Origin of the sequence: Thalassospira sp. NFXS8 (assembly GCF_040148805.1) — a bacterium.
In the GTDB taxonomy this organism is placed as follows: domain Bacteria; phylum Pseudomonadota; class Alphaproteobacteria; order Rhodospirillales; family Thalassospiraceae; genus Thalassospira.
Genome location: NZ_JAGEMF010000005.1, coordinates 12,021 through 28,007, shown reverse-complemented (window position 1 = coordinate 28,007; position 15,987 = coordinate 12,021). Strand labels below are relative to the sequence as shown.

The window sequence follows — 15,987 nt, the reverse complement described above, 5'->3', positions numbered from 1 at the left end:
CAAGCGGGCCATAAAATAAATCGGCAAAGTTCAGGGCAACGTCCCTGAGGGAGGTTTTTGAGAGACATCGATCAGGGGAACACCCATGACGTTACAGGCAGTCGTCAATAATGTGGCGCCGATGGCCGCATCGAAGGATGTGGTTGTTGATATTCAAAAAATGTCGCTGACATTTCAAACCGCCGATGGCCCGGTTTACGCGTTATCCGAGGTGGATTTAACCATTAACAAGGGTGAATTTGTTTCGTTTATCGGCCCGTCGGGCTGTGGAAAAACAACGCTTTTGCGTGTCATTGCCGATCTGGAGAGGGCAACGGGCGGCGATATACTTATAAACGGGGTGTCGCCACAACAGGCGCGTGAAGACCGTTCCTATGGTTATGTGTTTCAGGCCCCGGCTTTGTTGCCGTGGCGCTCAATTGAACGCAACGTGACCTTGCCACTGGAAATTATGGAACTTTCCAAAGAAGAACGCCTCCGGCGCGCCCATGAAGCCTTGAAACTTGTGGAATTAAACGGGTTTGAGAAGAAATTCCCCTGGCAGCTTTCCGGCGGCATGCAGCAACGCGCCTCTATTGCCCGCGCGCTCAGCTTTGATGCCGATTTGTTATTAATGGATGAACCGTTTGGTGCGCTTGACGAGATCGTGCGGGATCATTTGAACGAACAATTGTTGAAATTGTGGGCGCGGACCAACAAAACGGTTGCGTTTGTCACTCATTCCATCCCCGAGGCGGTATTTTTATCGTCGAAAATTGTGGTGATGTCGCCGCGCCCGGGCCGGATCATTGACGTGATTGAAACCGATTTCGCCAAAGATCGCACCCTGGATATTCGCGAAACCCCGGAATTTCTGGAAGTGGCCCATCGTGTACGCGAAGGGCTGCGGGCAGGGCATAGCTATGACGACTGATGCCGCAACCTTGCCAACTGCTGCGGCGGGGCCAACCCTTTGGGGCCGCATGATGAAAGGCCAGACCGGCCCGGTTTGCGTAATGCTGATCGGCTTGTTTGTCCTTTGGTATGTTGGGGCTGTGTTTATGAACATGCCTGGTCAGATTGACCGTTATGCCCGTGCCAAACAGGACTGGACGCCATTGCAACTGGTGGAAGCAACCCTTGCGCAGGATCGGCCGGTATTACCCGCCCCGCATCAGGTGGCGCAGGAAATGTATAAAACCATTTTTGCCACTAAAATTACGTCCAAACGCTCGCTGGTTTACCATACCTGGGTAACGTTATCCTCTACCTTGTTGGGGTTTGGCATTGGCACGCTTCTGGGTATTGTGCTGGCTGTCGGCATTGTTCATGTGCAAACACTTGAAAAAAGCCTGATGCCGTGGGTGATTTCATCCCAAACCATTCCCATTCTGGCCATTGCACCGATGATTATTGTCGTGCTGGGGGCGATTGGTCTTAAGGGTTTAATCCCCAAGGCGATGATTTCAACCTATCTGTGCTTTTTCCCTGTGACCATTGGCATGGTTAAGGGGTTGCGCTCCCCAGATCATATCCAGCTTGATTTGATGCGCACCTATAATGCATCACGCTGGCAAACCTTTGTCGCCCTGCGCTGGCCATCGGCGATGCCGTTTTTGTTTGCCAGCCTGAAAGTGGCGATTGCCATCAGCCTTGTTGGTGCCATTGTTGGCGAATTGCCAACCGGCGCACAATCGGGCCTGGGCGCACGCTTGCTGGCCGGGTCCTATTACGGGCAAACGGTGCAAATCTGGGCGGCATTGTTAACCGCAGCTTTTGTGGCTGCGATGATGGTGGTTATTGTGGGTTTAATGGAAAAACGGGTGCTTGAACGCATGGGGGTGCGGGCATGACCGGTAAACTTGATAAATTTTGCCTGGTGGCCGCAGTTTTTGCGTTGCTGTCACTGGTGTTTCCATTATCGGGTGTCGACATTGATACCGGCAAGAATGTCGCCTTTGTTTCTGACTTGCCCGGGCTTGCCAGTGCGATGGTGGCCTGTGTGGTCGCCGGTGTTATTTTTACCTGGTATGGCGTCACCAGCGTTCTGCGCGCCTGCATTGTATTGACAGTTGTGGTTTTTGGTGCCTGGCAGGCCGTGGCGGCACTCTATCATCAGGGGCTGGCAGGGTATGCATCCTATGGTTTCTGGATGTTCATTTTTTCGTTATGGGCGCTGGTGTGGCGCGCGATAGACGTTATTGCCAATTATCACAGCCTGGAAAACGGTAAACAGCAAACCGCTAATATTATTGTGCCGGTGGCCTTTGGTATCTGGTTGCTGTTTTTATGGGAAGTTATCACGGCCGGGTTTGGTGTGCCGCAGGTATTGCTGCCGCCGCCCAGCATGATTGGCGCGCGCTTTGCCAGTTCGACCGGCATTTTGTGGGATGATTTCCGGCAAACCTTTTTGAAGGCCGTGATTGCCGGGTATGTTTTGGGATGTGGCAGTGGCTTGATCGTGGCGATTGCGGTTGACCGGGTGCCGTTTCTGAAACGCGGGCTGTTGCCGTTGGGCAATATGGTTTCGGCTCTGCCGATTATTGGTGTCGCACCGATCATGGTGATGTGGTTTGGCTTTGACTGGCAGTCAAAGGCCGCGGTGATTGTGATCATGACGTTTTTTCCGATGCTGGTGAATACCGTAAGCGGTTTAAGTGCGGCAGGAAGGCTGGAAAAAGATCTGATGGCGACCTATGCGTCGGGTTATTGGTCCACGCTGTTTCGCTTGCGCTTGCCAGCGGCCCTGCCGTTTATCTTTAACGCCCTTAAAATTAACTCTACCCTGGCGTTGATTGGCGCAATTGTGGCCGAGTTTTTTGGCACACCCATTGTTGGCATGGGCTTTCGCATTTCAACCGAAGTCGGACGCATGAATGTAGATATGGTGTGGGCAGAAATTGCATTGGCAGCCCTTGCCGGGACTGCCTTTTACGGAGCTGTGGCCTTTGCGGAACGCAAGGTAACGTCGTGGCATCCGTCATTTCGGGTACGTCGCCATTAAGGCAGAAAAAAAGACGACCCGTCGGGAGGATTGAATTTCAACCTGTGGAGAGGCTTCAATAAAATGAAAAAAGTGTTTGCGACGGCTCTGGGGATGGCATTTGGCCTGACATCGCTTTCGGCGATGGCGGCTGATGAAGTGACCTTGCAGCTTAAATGGGTAACCCAGGCGCAGTTTGCCGGGTATTATGTGGCCCAGGATAAAGGATTTTACGAAGACGCCGACCTTGATGTCACCATTAATCCCGGTGGCCCCGACATTGCGCCGCCGCAGGTGATTGCCGGTGGTGGTGCCGATGTGGTGGTGGACTGGATGCCGTCAGCCCTGGCATCGCGTGAAAAGGGTGTGCCGCTTGTCAATATTGCCCAGCCCTTTGCCAAATCGGGTATGGAGTTAACCTGCCTGAAAGATACCGGCATTACCTCGCCCAAGGATTTTCCGGGACGGACCCTGGGTGTCTGGTTTTTTGGTAATGAATACCCGTTCCTAAGCTGGATGTCGAAACTGGGCATTCCGACCGATGGCAGCGACAAGGGTGTTACGGTTTTAAAACAGGGCTTTAACGTTGACCCGTTGTTGCAAAAGCAGGCCGATTGTATTTCAACCATGACCTATAACGAATACTGGCAGGTGATTGATGCCGGTATTCCGGCCGATGATCTGGTTGTTTTCAAATATGAAGATCAGGGTGTCGCGACGCTTGAAGACGGCCTTTATGTGATGGAAGACAAGCTGAAAAATCCGGCTTTTGTTGATAAAATGTCGCGTTTTGTTGCTGCCAGCATGAAGGGTTGGACATGGGCCAAGGAACACCCGGAAGATGCCGCGCAGATTATTCTGGATAATGATGCGACCGGGGCGCAAACCGAAAAACATCAGATCCGTATGATGAAAGAAGTTGGCAAACTTCTGAGCACGGATGGCGTTTTGAGAGAGGATGCTTATACCCGGACGGTTGACAGCTTGCTGTCGGGCGGTTCTGACCCGGTTATTACCAAAAAACCGGAAGGTGCCTGGACCCACGTCGTTACAGATAAAATGTAAGCCTGCGGGCGCATAATAACCTGTGTAACGCCCGGCGGCGGCCCCAATGTTGCCGGGCGACTTTACCTGAAGTTACAGGGACCGGGTGCCAGCGCGTACCCATTCAACCCCGATACCGATAGATAAGGAGCCACCCATGTCCATGGTTATTCGTGGCGGAACCATCGTTACCGCAGACCTGACCTATGAAGCCGATATTCTGGTTGAAGATGGCAAGATAGCCGCGATTGGCAAGGGCCTTTCGGGCGACAAGGTGATTGACGCCGACGGGTGCTATGTCATGCCTGGCGGGATCGACCCGCACACCCATATGGAAATGCCATTCATGGGTACCTATTCGGCCGATGACTTTGAATTTGGCACCAAGGCCGCGGTCGCCGGCGGCACCACGATGGTTGTCGATTTTTGTTTGCCATCGCCCGATCAATCGCTTTTGGAGGCGTTGCAGGCATGGGACAATAAATCATCCAAGGCGGTATGCGATTATTCGTTCCATATGGCGATCACGTCGTGGAGCGAACAGATTTTTGACGAGATGAAAATCGTCGTCGAGGAAAAGGGCATTAACACCTTCAAACACTTCATGGCCTATAAAGGGGCCTTGATGGTGGATGATGATGAAATGTTTGCATCCTTCTCGCGCTGTTCGGAACTGGGAGCCATGCCGCTGGTTCATGCGGAAAATGGTGACGTGGTTGCGACCTTGCAGCAACGCCTGCTAGATGCCGGTAATAACGGCCCCGAAGCGCACGCCTATTCCCGCCCGGTTGATGTGGAAGGTGAGGCGTGTAACCGTGCCATCATGATTGCCGATATGGCCAATGTTCCGCTTTATATTGTGCATGTATCGTGTGAACCGGCCCATGAAGCCATTCGTCGCGCCCGCCAGAATGGCAAGCGTGTGTTTGGCGAACCGCTGATTCAGCACTTGGTGCTTGATGATAGTGAATATGCCAATGCCGATTGGGACCATGCGGCACGCCGGGTTATGTCGCCGCCGTTCCGCAGCAAACTGCATCAGGATGGTTTATGGAACGGACTTGCTGCTGGCAGTTTGCAAGTGGTGGCAACAGACCATTGTGCCTTTACTTCGGAACAAAAGCGCATGGGGATGGGGGATTTCACCAAAATCCCCAATGGAACCGGTGGCCTTGAAGATCGTATGCCGTTGCTGTGGACCAATGGTGTCAATACCGGTCGTTTGACACCCAATGAATTTGTTGCGGTGACATCAACCAACATCGCCAAGATTTTAAATATCTATCCGCGCAAGGGTGCAATTCTGGTTGGGGCCGATGCTGATTTGGTAGTGTGGGATCCGAAGGCTTCAAAAACCATTTCGGCGAAACATCAGGTTTCATCCATTGATTACAATGTTTTTGAAGGCATGGAAGTGACTGGCTTGCCGCGTTACACCATCAGCCGGGGGTGTATTGCTGCCGAAGAAGGCGTTGTGGTTGCCAAATGCGGCGATGGCGAGTTTATCCGCCGTGATCCGTACCCGGCCGTTAACAAGGCCCTGTCCAAGTGGAAAGAAATTACAGCCCCGCGCAGGGTGGAACGTAAAGCTGAAAACATGCCTGCCGGGGTGTGATTTTTGCACGACTTTTGGTTTACAAGAACCTTGATATTAAGGGGTGGCTGGGTGCCACCCCTTTTTGATGCGTGATATTTATTACGTTGAAACAAAACATGTCACTTGTGACACCCTAAGCACGGAGGGTGATGCAAAAGCAGATAGTTTTACTCTGGAATACTTGCTGAAATAGATGAGGGTTGTATGCGGGGATCGCGGTTCAGGGGTTATGATTGTCGGTCAGCCGGATTTATTGATACAACCGGTCATCCCACCAGATCGGCTGTTCCAACCCGGTTGTGATCTGGCTGAAATCAGGATGAAGAGTATTAATTAGAATATTGTGTTCGTCGCGCGCAACAATGGATGGAACCAGCAAAATGCAGGAACGCTTTTCGTGGAACCATTTGCTGCCAAACTGACGGGCGGTTTGTTCGTTTTCTGCGTGCCAGTCGGAGTGGTGGGCCGCGCTAAAAACTTCATAGGAAATCCCGGCCGGAAAGATGATTTTTACAAAGTGCTGACCATTGGGAACTTCGCCATTGAAATGCACCAGTTTTTCAAGCATCGCAGTTGAATAATGTTCGCTGCAATAAATAACAGGCTGCCCGACATCGTTCCAGCGCCCGGCAAACAGACGGGCACCGTCGGCGGAATATACGGGATAAATGCCTGTTGGGTCACCGATGCGGTACCCATATCGCACAGCAGGCAAAAGGCGGTGCGTCATACGGTAAGGCCAGCCTGAATCCGGTTAAACAGGTTCATGACCATATCGGCCCCGGCGCCCGACTTGCGGGCCAGTTCCAGCGGGGCAATACCCCCTAGCATCGGGTGCGGCTTTTGCAAAAACCGGACGGCTTTTTCCGGCTCGTTCGGGTATAGTTCCATTGCTTTTGCGGTAACTTTGATCACCGGATAAATTTGTTCGGTCGCTGCACGCGAGAAACGCAAGTTTCGGCTGCGCTTTATCCGCTCGATCGTAGAACGTGAAACCAAATGTTCAACAGCACGGCTTCCGGCGTCTGGAAACAAAAAATCGGCCAGTTTACGCACACCGGCAACCGGTATGCCTTTTTCAATCTGGTCCAGCAGGGCATGGGGCGATGTTCCTTGCTCGGGCAGACCGACAAAGGAATAAATCGGATTCGCTGGCGGTGCTGGCTGGACTGTCATGAGATGACCTTTTCAGGTATCGATGTATCAAGTGACGTTAAATTATGTATCATATGACGCAATCGGACACAAGAAAAGGATATTCTCGCGAAGCCGGGTCGGGTGGTAAACGGTGTTGCAGGTAAAACAGGGCACGGCTCAGGGGTGATTAAAAGCTGTAATGCACCTTAAGCGCGACATTGTCGTTACGGCGATAACTGCCAAATGCCGTTTCTTCGCCGCCGTGAAAATCCATGGCGGTGACAGACAGCCATAGATTGTCGGTGGGTTCATAGCGGATAAACAAACGGGTTAATGAATCGCGATCACGGATCGAACGATCATAGGCGCCGCCAAATTTCCATTCGTCATTAACAGTTACGGTCAGTGCAGCAATGATGTTTTGCGGGTTTGGGCGTGTATCTTCCGAAGACACCGAATAATCAGGGTGCGATTGCTTTTGCAGGCGCCATTCCTTGTTGAATTCAACAATAGGTGTAATTTCGTTAAGGCCCAGAGAATTGGCAAATTTTGTTTCGCGATACTTGGTGCCCAGCATTATCCGGGCAACATCGTCATCCTTGCCGTGTTGGGCCCAATACCCGACACCTTCACCGTAAAACTTCCATGATCCTTCGGTGAATGTCGCCCCGGTTGATGCGATGCTAACCCTTGGATGTTCCACAGTAAACAGATTAAGTTTGGTTAACCGGGGATCCTTTAACACTGCATAGGGGCCGGGGCCGGTATAGGCGCTGGCGAAATAATCAAACCCGGTTGCGGTTCCTTTATATTCGGCAAGATACCCCCAATTGCCGGGGTCATCATTGTTATAGCCAGCATCTTGTAGTTCGGCGCTCATGCCGAAGGGAACGGCAGGCAGTTTAAGGCTGGTAAATTCGGACCCGCTTGAACCGCCTGCATACCAGCGCGATTTGTCGCTGGCCGATGGCCCGCTTTCTGAAAGGGGCAGGACGATGAATGTTAGGCGGTCACTGCCGACATAAATGTCGGTTCGGGCCTGCCAGACACCAACATCGACGCTTTGCTGCGGATTGACCAGGTTGGTATTGCCATAAAGATCGGCGGGGGAATAAAGTTCGCCTACTCCCATCGGGATGGTGTCCTTGCCGAACAGGAATTCGGCATCATCTCCCAGATAGGAAAGGGTTAAACGGTTTAAGTCAACATATCGACCCTGACCTTCACCTTTTCCTGGGGCTGTGAACATGCCTCTTTCGCCGCCCCGATAGGTTGAGGCAATGGCATCCAGTCCCAGCCCGAAGGACCAATAATCGCCAATGAAACTGTTGCTATCCATTGAAAGATGGGACCAGCCTTCAATTTTGTCGTCCTCAATTCCTTTGTTATCAGGGTCATTGGGGGCTTCGCGAAAGGCGGTTACAACGGCTTCAGACTGATAGGTGGCATTGCTGATAACCTGTTTGAAAAAGTCAGCAACACCATCCTGGGCCGCAACGGCGGAAACAGGCAGCGCGCTTAAACCGGCTATTCCAACGAAAATGGCTGTCAGGCCGCGAACAGAACCAACGGAATTTTCCATGCTAAACTTCCTTCTCCTGATCGAATTGGGAAAGTCGTTGGGAAGTTTCAGCCAAACGCGCGCCGAGAATGCGGGCAATGTTGAGGTTCAGCTTGCTGGCAATATGCGGGTAAAGCCGCATATTGCGCCGGACGGTATCGGCATTGAACAACAGCATTTCGCCATCGCTAAGCGCATCGACATTTGCGGTGCGTTCCTGTTCCTGAACAAAACCAAGTTCACCAAGAACAGCCCCTTCGTTAAGTGTGGCCAGTCGTGTTGTACGGCCTTCGTTTTCGAGTGTGACGGCGGCACTGCCCTGTAACAGCAGATACATATCGCGGCCTAATGACCCTTGACCCACCAGCCGGTCGCCGGCTTTAAATTCAACCATTTCCGCAAGAAGGATAGCCTTGCGGATTTGATAGGAACTCATATCGGTGAAAAGCGGGCTTTTGGTCAGCACATCCTTGCCCACCTTAAGTGACAGGATTTCATAAAGGCCAACCAGCCGGACATAGGATAGCAGAACGGGTGTAATGATCAGATCGGCGGCCAGGGCCGCGATCATGGCGATGGCTGAAAGGCCGCCAAACTGGGCCAGAATGGTGAAATTGGACCATAACAGCACAATGAAACCGGCCGTTAATGCGACGGATGTTGAAATGGCGGGTATCGCCTGGCTGCTTACGGTGCGGCGCACGGCTTCAAGGCGATCAACCGTTAAGCGGCTTTCATGGGCATAGGACGATAAAAGATGAATGGTATCATCAATGGCGATGCCAATCGCGATTACAGCCACAGTTGCGGTGCCGGGATTTAACGGGATGTCAAACATTCCCATGATGCCAAAGACGATCACGATGGGAATGATGTTGGGGATAAGCGACAACAATCCGCCAATGGTGGAAGTATAGACCAGCGACATCATGATGAAGATTACGACCAGCAATAAACCTACCGATTGAACCTGTGCCTTTATCAGGTCTTCGGCCGCATTATTGATCATAAGGTTCTGCCCGACCAGATTAACCCGTAAATCCGGGCCGGCAATGTCGCGGACCCTGGCGTCAAGGTCGGCGACGGCCATTTTCAGGTCGTGGCTGTTATGGATGTTGTGGCGGACAACGATGTTAACGCGTTGAAAGTCGTGGCTGACATAGTTTTCGAGATCAGATCGCTGAAAAAACAACAAATACTGGTCAACCAGCGCTTCGCTGTCTGGAACGATCATCATGGCCGGGTCCCCACCATGAAATTCGCGATTTACCAGTGACAGATGGTCGGCAATGGACAGCGCGTTATCAAACCGGCCATCGGCCAGGATGTATTTTTTGATATCAGCCAGACGTTGCAGGTTTTCAGGTTGCTTGAAAGCGTCGGGTTTTGAGGATTCCAGATTGATATAAAATATTTCCATGCCCGACAGCGTATCGGCCAGTTTGTTCACATCCTGGACCAGCGGATGGTAGGATTTGAAAGCGGCGATGGGGTCGTTGGAAACTTTGGTTTGCAAGGCAAAAAGGCCAAAGATAATGACAACAGGTATGGTGATACCGATGACCGTGCGCGGGTGTCCGGCTGCCGCCCGGCAGAATTTAAGGATAGTGGCGACAGGCCCGCGAATGTGGTGTTCCTGGTTGCCGGTATCGGACGAAATGGCATCTTCATTGCGGTGCAGGCGGCTGCGTAACGGGCCAACGGTAGACAGAATCAGTGGTACCAGCAGCAGGGTAATAATGCCGTTAGCGGCAATTGAAACCGAGGCGGCAAAGGCAAAGTCGCGTACCAGCGACATATCGGCCAGGCCATTTGCAGCAAAGCCCAATGTGGTGGTGACCGACGTTAAAATAAGGGGCAAACCCAGATGTCGAATTAGAAACAGGGTTGCCAGACGTCGTTTTTCACTGGCGACGGTATGGGCCTGGCCATGTTTTAACCCGCTTAGATACCCGGCCAGCATGTGGGTGTCTTCGGTAGACCCGATTACTATGACAAGGGAGGGAACCATTGCGGATAGAATATTGATTGGAATGCCCATATGGCCCATTAGGCCAAAAGCCCACACCAGGCTGATTCCCGATGTGATCATGGGAATGATCGGTGCAAATGCGCTACGCACAAACAAAACGATGGTGGCGGTTAATACGCCTAGTGACAGCGGTATAAGCAGTGCAAGATCATCAAACAGGTTTGTTTCGGTATCCTGATTAACCCGTGGGGGGCCGACCTGAAATACTTCGTCAAATGCGCTGCGATAGGGTTTGATGGCGTCTTCAATTGCCAGATACGCATTACGGTCAAAATCGGGATCGTCAGGGTCTTTGACAATACTGACATTTATGGCGGTTACGTTGCCGTCTTTGGAAATAAAGTTGCCTACAATCAACGGTGAATACAGGGCGTTGTCGTGGGCTGCTTTCATTTCAACATCATCGTATGGCACCCCGTCCAGTACGGTCGAAGACTGTATCATGCCATTTTGGTCACGAATGCTGCGCACATTGAAAAGACTATCGACCCTTTCGACAAAAGGCAGGTCTTCCAGTGCATAATGCATTTCCTGAAGGGCTGAAATGCGGTCTTCTGTCCAAAGGTCAGACGCCCGGACATAAATTATGGTGGTATTGTCGGATCCGAATTCCTGTTTGATCTTTTCATAGATCACCTTGGTCGGATCACTGTCGCTGATCAGGCTATCGAAGCTGGTATCGACGCGAAGTTTGTTCAGTCCCATACCACAAGCAAGTGTGATTGCTGCAATAAACAATGCAGTCAGGGCACGATGACGAACCCCCAGTGTCAGGAAATTTTGCACGAAAGATCCCCCCTTCCGTTGCGCAAAGGATCATCACACCATGTATCTTGATGGTTGTGACCTTGGCCTGTCATGTGTCGGTGACTGATAAAACCAGATCAGCACATGTCATTTTGTTTGATAGGAAAAATGGCCGGATTGGTATCGATACGAACACGGCCGGCAAGTAATGGTCACAAAGCCCCTGGTGTTTGTAACCATTACGTATTTATTGACGTGGGTATGTGTTTATTGGCGTAAATGGCGGCCGCTTGTGACCCAGCGTTGTTCAAACATACGTTCCGGTACAGCATCTTCTGACAGATCGCGGTTTTGAATATGAACCAGCGTTTGGTGTTTTTCCCTGGCGTTATCCATTAGTACGGTGTTGGCACGCCATGTGTCGCCCTCGATTTGTTCCATGTCCCAGGCGTACTGGTTTTTCAGGAAACGACCGCGACGGTCGTAAAAATCGATGCGGCGAATATAAAAACGGTCCTTGCTGATATAAAGACGACGGTACTTATAGCCCGTTTCAGCGGCCAGTTCCTTGTCTTTAGGGTAGGCATCTACGACGTAACTGTCGATGGTATCAATTACTGTTCCGTCCTGATTTTTCAGTTCGGCGGTCTCATCAGGCTGGCGTTCATATTTGAATTTGTCACGATCTTCCGATGTCATATCCTCGAACGCAAAATCGGTGCCCATAAAATAGTTGCGTTTTCCACCATCGGCAGATCGTTTCATTTCGCGGCCATAGGCGGGAAGGTGGATCCATTGATCATCACTTGCGCCACGGTTTTGCCAGGTTAACAAAGCAACCCCGCGAACTCCGGCTGGTTGATCAAAAACCAGTAAATAACGATAAAGCCCATTGTCCCACTCGCGGGCGTAGCGGCGTAATGTACGTTCTTCGGTGTTCCCGCGATTATCGATCAGGGTCATGGTCTGGTTTTCTGTTTCATAGGGCCGATCATGGCGTGATGAAACTTCGTCCAGAATTTGCCGCCCTGTCATTTCGTCGGCGTTGGCATTGTTGATTGCAATAAATAAAAGTGCAAAGGCAAGCAGTGGTGCTGCCCATCTACGCGACTGGCTGAAATTCATGTTCCGGTATCCCCAAAATCCCCATATTTCCCAATGGTTAACATGTTTTAGTTCCTTTTTCTACCTCTAGAGGCGGATGTGGGGGACGGTAATACGCGATATGGTTATTGGTGCGGGGTGACGTATTGCCGTGATGTGTTCGGCTATTTTGGGCTGTTTCTGGAACCGGGCCTGGCCTGTAGCGTTTTAGCGATATGTATTTTCAGCATGATCGGTGCAATTTGGGTTGCAAAGCCGGTTAAAACCGCGTCACATATCGATCATCAAATAGGGCCGTTTCGTGCTCTGATTTTTCAAAATATCAGGAGGAAACATGGTTTCGCTCAAGGATCCGTCGTTGTTTCGTCAACAGGCTTATGTCGCTGGTGAGTGGATAGATGCTGCTGATGGCAAAACCGAAGATGTTACCAACCCCGCCACAGGGGAAAAGTTGGGAACCATTCCTGTTTTGGGGCGTGATATCGTCAAACAGGCGATTGAGGCGGCAGAAAAAGCCCAGAAATTGTGGAAGAAACGTACCGCCAAGGACCGTGCCGGCGTTTTGATGAAATGGTACGACCTGATGATGGAAAATCAGGAAGATCTGGCTCAATTAATGACCGCCGAGCAGGGCAAGCCGATTAATGAAGCGCGCGGTGAAATTGCCTATGGTTCTTCGTTTCTGCAATGGTTTGCCGAAGAAGCCAAAAGAGTTTACGGCGATGTAATCCCGACTTTTGCCGCCGATAAACGCATTGTCGTGTTAAAGGAACCTGTTGGTGTGTGCGCGGCCATCACACCGTGGAATTTCCCAACTGCCATGATCACACGTAAGGCTGCACCTGCATTGGCCGTCGGGTGTTCGATGGTGGTTAAGCCGGCTTCTGAAACGCCATATTCGGCATTGGCAATGGCGGTGTTGGCTGAACGGGCCGGGGTGCCCAAGGGACTGCTTTCGATTGTTACGGGCGATGCCAAGGAAATTGGCCTGGAAATGACGGAAAGCAATATTGTCCGTAAACTGACCTTTACCGGCTCGACGCCAGTTGGTCGGTTGTTGATGCGCCAGTGTGCGGACACCATCAAAAAAGTCAGTCTTGAACTGGGTGGCAATGCACCGTTTATTGTGTGTGAAGATGCCGACCTCGATGCTGCTGTCGAAGGGGCAATGGCATCGAAATATCGCAATACCGGGCAGACCTGCGTTTGTGCCAACCGCATTTTTGTACATGATGCCGTGTATGATGCCTTTGCTGAAAAACTGGCGGCAAAAGTTAGCCAGCTTAAAGTTGGCAATGGCACCGAAGATGGTGTTGAAATTGGGCCGCTGATTACGGAAAAGGCCGTTCAGAAGGTGGAAAGCCACGTTAAGGATGCGCTTGAAAAAGGTGGGCGTGTTCTGACGGGCGGTAAACGCCATGAAAAGGGCGGGACCTTTTTTGAGCCAACCGTAATTGTGGATGCCACCCGCGACATGCAGGTTTTTGGTGAAGAAACCTTTGGCCCAATGGCACCGTTGATCCGGTTTAAAACCGATGATGAAGTGCTTGAAATGGCGAACGATACCGAGTTTGGCCTCGCGTCGTATTTTTATTCCCGCGACATTGGCCGGATTTGGAAAATGGCCGAAGGGCTTGAAAGTGGTCTTGTCGGTGTGAATGCGGGTGTGATTTCAACCGAAGTTGCACCATTTGGCGGCTATAAACAGTCCGGGAACGGGCGTGAAGGCTCCAAATACGGCATGGAAGATTATCTTGAAACCAAATATGTCTGCATGGGTGGTCTTGACGCCTGATTGTTGACCAGTTGGCCGGATTTCACATAATAAAAGGCCCGGACGGTAACGTCGTTTGGGCCTTTTATCTGTTTTAATATTCGGGGTCAGGGCCGTGTCACCAGGTGCCGGTTTTAAGTGCGGGTTTGTTCGCATCAACAGGCTGGTTTTCCATTTGTGCCGCGCTGCACTGGTCCTGTTCCTGCATCATGGTTAGAACTGCATACATTTTCGGATCAAATGACATTTGGGCCAGGTTTTGGTCCTGCTTTTTCATGCCCGATTTATCGTCGTCTTCGTCGGACTGGTTGGCAATTGTGCCAACGTTTAGTTGTTGCTGGATGCGTTCGGTAATAGCAGTTTCGATGGCGGCACGCTGATCGGCGGGCATGGCGGCAAGTTTTTCCTCGTCCAGGCCCATCGATTGTAAAATCTTGTCGCGCATTTCCTTTATTTTTTGTTCTTCGATTTCCTTCACATAGGCCGTAAAGCCATGTTCCCGGATATACTCGACCTCGGCGGAATGTCCGGTGTCATCGGATTTTGTGCTGTATCCGGTGCTGCTCGATGCGATAATTCCTTTGGCAGAGTTATTGGTATTCTGGTTCTGTGTGCCGATTAGTCCTGAGACAGATTGAAATGCAGACATGGCTTTATCCCGGTAAAAATTGCCATACATGGTTGAATTAGTAATTAAATAAGCAATTTATGTGCCGGTTAGACAGGCAGGTTTTGCAGTCTTTTTGATAAATCATGCAACATGCGGTTTGCAGCCTTGCCATCCCATCCTTTGGGGCGAAAAAGGGCAGGGGTGCGGGATAATGCCTGCTTAAGGTTGGTGACGATGTTTGCCGGATCGCAATGGTGAAATCCGCAATGTGCCATGGCGTGTGCGCGTTCGGTTTGCGGGCGCACGATAACAGCCGGCTTGCCCAGATACGCACATTCTTCTAATATTCCGCCGGAATCCGTGATGACCGCAGAAGCAGCATTGAGGTGCGTCATAAAGGCCGGATATGGCAGGGATGGCAAGAACTGGATGTGGTTTGGCGGGATTGCTTCAAGCGGCGATGTTAAGTTGGCTTGGTCCAGCATTTGTTTCGTGCGTGGGTGCAAAGGCCAGATGACTTTGCAGGTTTGGCTAATTTCATGGATTGATTGAACAATACGTATAAAACGGGCTCGGTCGTCAACGTTTTCAGCGCGATGAATGGTAACCAGGATGGTTGGAATTTCAACGTTTTGGGGTAAGTATTCGGGCCGTGAATGGTGTTTGGTATCTGTTTCTTCATTGTGTGGCGCAAACCGTAACAGGGCATCAATCATGATGTTACCTGTGACGGTGATACGCGACTGTGGAATGTCCTCTGCCGTTAAATTGCCTGCTGCAATTTCGTCCGGTGCCCATAAATAATCACATAAATGGTCAAGCGCATGCCGATTGGCTTCCTCGGCTTTGGCATCGGTTCCGCCTCGCAAGCCCGCCTCAAGATGAAATAACGTGATGTTATGCTGATGCGCTGCCTGTGCGACGCCAACCGATCCGTTAACATCGCCAATAGCAATTGTGGCGGCTGGTGGCGCAGACATCAGTAATGAATCATAAGCCTGCCTTGCCGCAATAATGGTTGCCTCGCGCCGGGTTGGTCGGGCTATTGTCGATCTATGATCGGCGTTTGCCAGAAGGGTGCCAATGTGCAAATTGAAGGCGGGGGCAGGCAGGCCAAGAATGCTGCTTTGCGCCGCAGACAGGGTATTATCCCAGTGTTGGCCGGTGTCGATCAGGCGTAATTCAAACGGCCATTCATTGCGGGTTTCCTGCCATTTGGCATATAGGGCAGCGGCCTTGATGATATTGGGTCGTGTGCCGTAAACCAGATCCACAATCATAAAATTTGGCTTTTCCCTGCTTCATGAACTGTAACTGATTGATCAGTTTGCTAAAATTGTCAAACATCGCGACAGGTGATGACGGCAGATGGCAATGTTTAAAATTTTCACCAACGAACTCAAAATGTGTTTTTGTGTT

The 15,987-nt window shown here is 51.1% G+C and carries 13 protein-coding genes; 6 read left to right on the top strand and 7 right to left on the bottom strand.

Translation table 11 applies throughout. From position 1 onward, the window contains the following. Window positions 1-121 precede the first annotated feature (121 nt). The 5 genes from J4E05_RS20735 to hydA all read left to right on the top strand — a co-directional run bounded on the left by J4E05_RS20735 (window position 122) and on the right by hydA (window position 5,621). Window positions 122-913 carry an ABC transporter ATP-binding protein gene (locus J4E05_RS20735; protein WP_085595472.1) on the top strand — a complete coding sequence of 264 codons (792 nt, stop codon included), beginning with the start codon at window positions 122-124 and terminating at the stop codon, window positions 911-913. Continuing rightward, the gene (locus tag J4E05_RS20730) at window positions 903-1,832 is read left to right on the top strand and encodes an ABC transporter permease (protein ID WP_349599651.1); all 930 of its coding nucleotides are present in this window, start codon (window positions 903-905) and stop codon (window positions 1,830-1,832) included. The genes J4E05_RS20735 and J4E05_RS20730 overlap by 11 nt, the downstream gene beginning before the upstream one ends. After that, window positions 1,829-2,983 (top strand): ABC transporter permease, encoded by a 1,155-nt coding sequence (locus J4E05_RS20725; protein WP_349599649.1) that lies wholly within the window; start codon window positions 1,829-1,831, stop codon window positions 2,981-2,983. Before J4E05_RS20730 ends, J4E05_RS20725 begins: the two co-directional genes overlap by 4 nt. Window positions 2,984-3,046: 63 nt before the next feature. Further along, complete coding sequence (locus tag J4E05_RS20720) at window positions 3,047-4,027, top strand: ABC transporter substrate-binding protein (RefSeq protein ID WP_349599647.1); 981 nt, start codon at window positions 3,047-3,049, stop codon at window positions 4,025-4,027. A 136-nt stretch (window positions 4,028-4,163) separates the two neighbouring features. After that, a complete protein-coding gene (gene hydA, locus J4E05_RS20715; RefSeq protein ID WP_349599644.1) occupies window positions 4,164-5,621 on the top strand; it encodes a dihydropyrimidinase in 1,458 nt (485 codons plus the stop codon). 232 nt (window positions 5,622-5,853) lie between these two features. On the opposite strand, the gene J4E05_RS20710 is transcribed toward hydA, so the two are convergent. The 5 genes from J4E05_RS20710 to J4E05_RS20690 form a co-directional block, all read right to left on the bottom strand. Then, window positions 5,854-6,333, bottom strand: coding sequence for an RES family NAD+ phosphorylase (locus tag J4E05_RS20710; RefSeq protein WP_349599642.1), 480 nt, complete (start codon window positions 6,331-6,333; stop codon window positions 5,854-5,856). Continuing rightward, window positions 6,330-6,779, bottom strand: coding sequence for an Xre family toxin-antitoxin system antitoxin (locus J4E05_RS20705; protein ID WP_349599639.1), 450 nt, complete (start codon window positions 6,777-6,779; stop codon window positions 6,330-6,332). The genes J4E05_RS20710 and J4E05_RS20705 overlap by 4 nt, the downstream gene beginning before the upstream one ends. A 148-nt stretch (window positions 6,780-6,927) precedes the next feature. After that, the gene (locus tag J4E05_RS20700; protein ID WP_349599636.1) at window positions 6,928-8,322 is read right to left on the bottom strand and encodes a hypothetical protein; all 1,395 of its coding nucleotides are present in this window, start codon (window positions 8,320-8,322) and stop codon (window positions 6,928-6,930) included. Between the two features lies 1 nt (window position 8,323). Continuing rightward, window positions 8,324-11,119, bottom strand: coding sequence for an MMPL family transporter (locus tag J4E05_RS20695; RefSeq protein WP_349599634.1), 2,796 nt, complete (start codon window positions 11,117-11,119; stop codon window positions 8,324-8,326). A gap of 228 nt (window positions 11,120-11,347) precedes the next feature. Next, the gene (locus J4E05_RS20690) at window positions 11,348-12,205 is read right to left on the bottom strand and encodes an outer membrane lipoprotein-sorting protein (RefSeq protein ID WP_349599631.1); all 858 of its coding nucleotides are present in this window, start codon (window positions 12,203-12,205) and stop codon (window positions 11,348-11,350) included. A gap of 313 nt (window positions 12,206-12,518) precedes the next feature. Here J4E05_RS20690 and J4E05_RS20685 point away from each other — a divergent pair, with 313 nt between their 5' ends. Next, a complete protein-coding gene (locus J4E05_RS20685) occupies window positions 12,519-13,979 on the top strand; it encodes an NAD-dependent succinate-semialdehyde dehydrogenase (RefSeq protein WP_349599629.1) in 1,461 nt (486 codons plus the stop codon). A 97-nt stretch (window positions 13,980-14,076) separates the two neighbouring features. Here the strand turns inward: J4E05_RS20685 and J4E05_RS20680 are convergent, their stop codons facing one another. Further along, window positions 14,077-14,607: a hypothetical protein gene (locus tag J4E05_RS20680; RefSeq protein WP_349599626.1), complete on the bottom strand. Its 531-nt coding sequence runs from the start codon at window positions 14,605-14,607 to the stop codon at window positions 14,077-14,079. A gap of 68 nt (window positions 14,608-14,675) precedes the next feature. After that, window positions 14,676-15,848 (bottom strand): UDP-N-acetyl glucosamine 2-epimerase, encoded by a 1,173-nt coding sequence (locus J4E05_RS20675; RefSeq protein ID WP_349599623.1) that lies wholly within the window; start codon window positions 15,846-15,848, stop codon window positions 14,676-14,678. Window positions 15,849-15,987 lie beyond the last annotated feature (139 nt).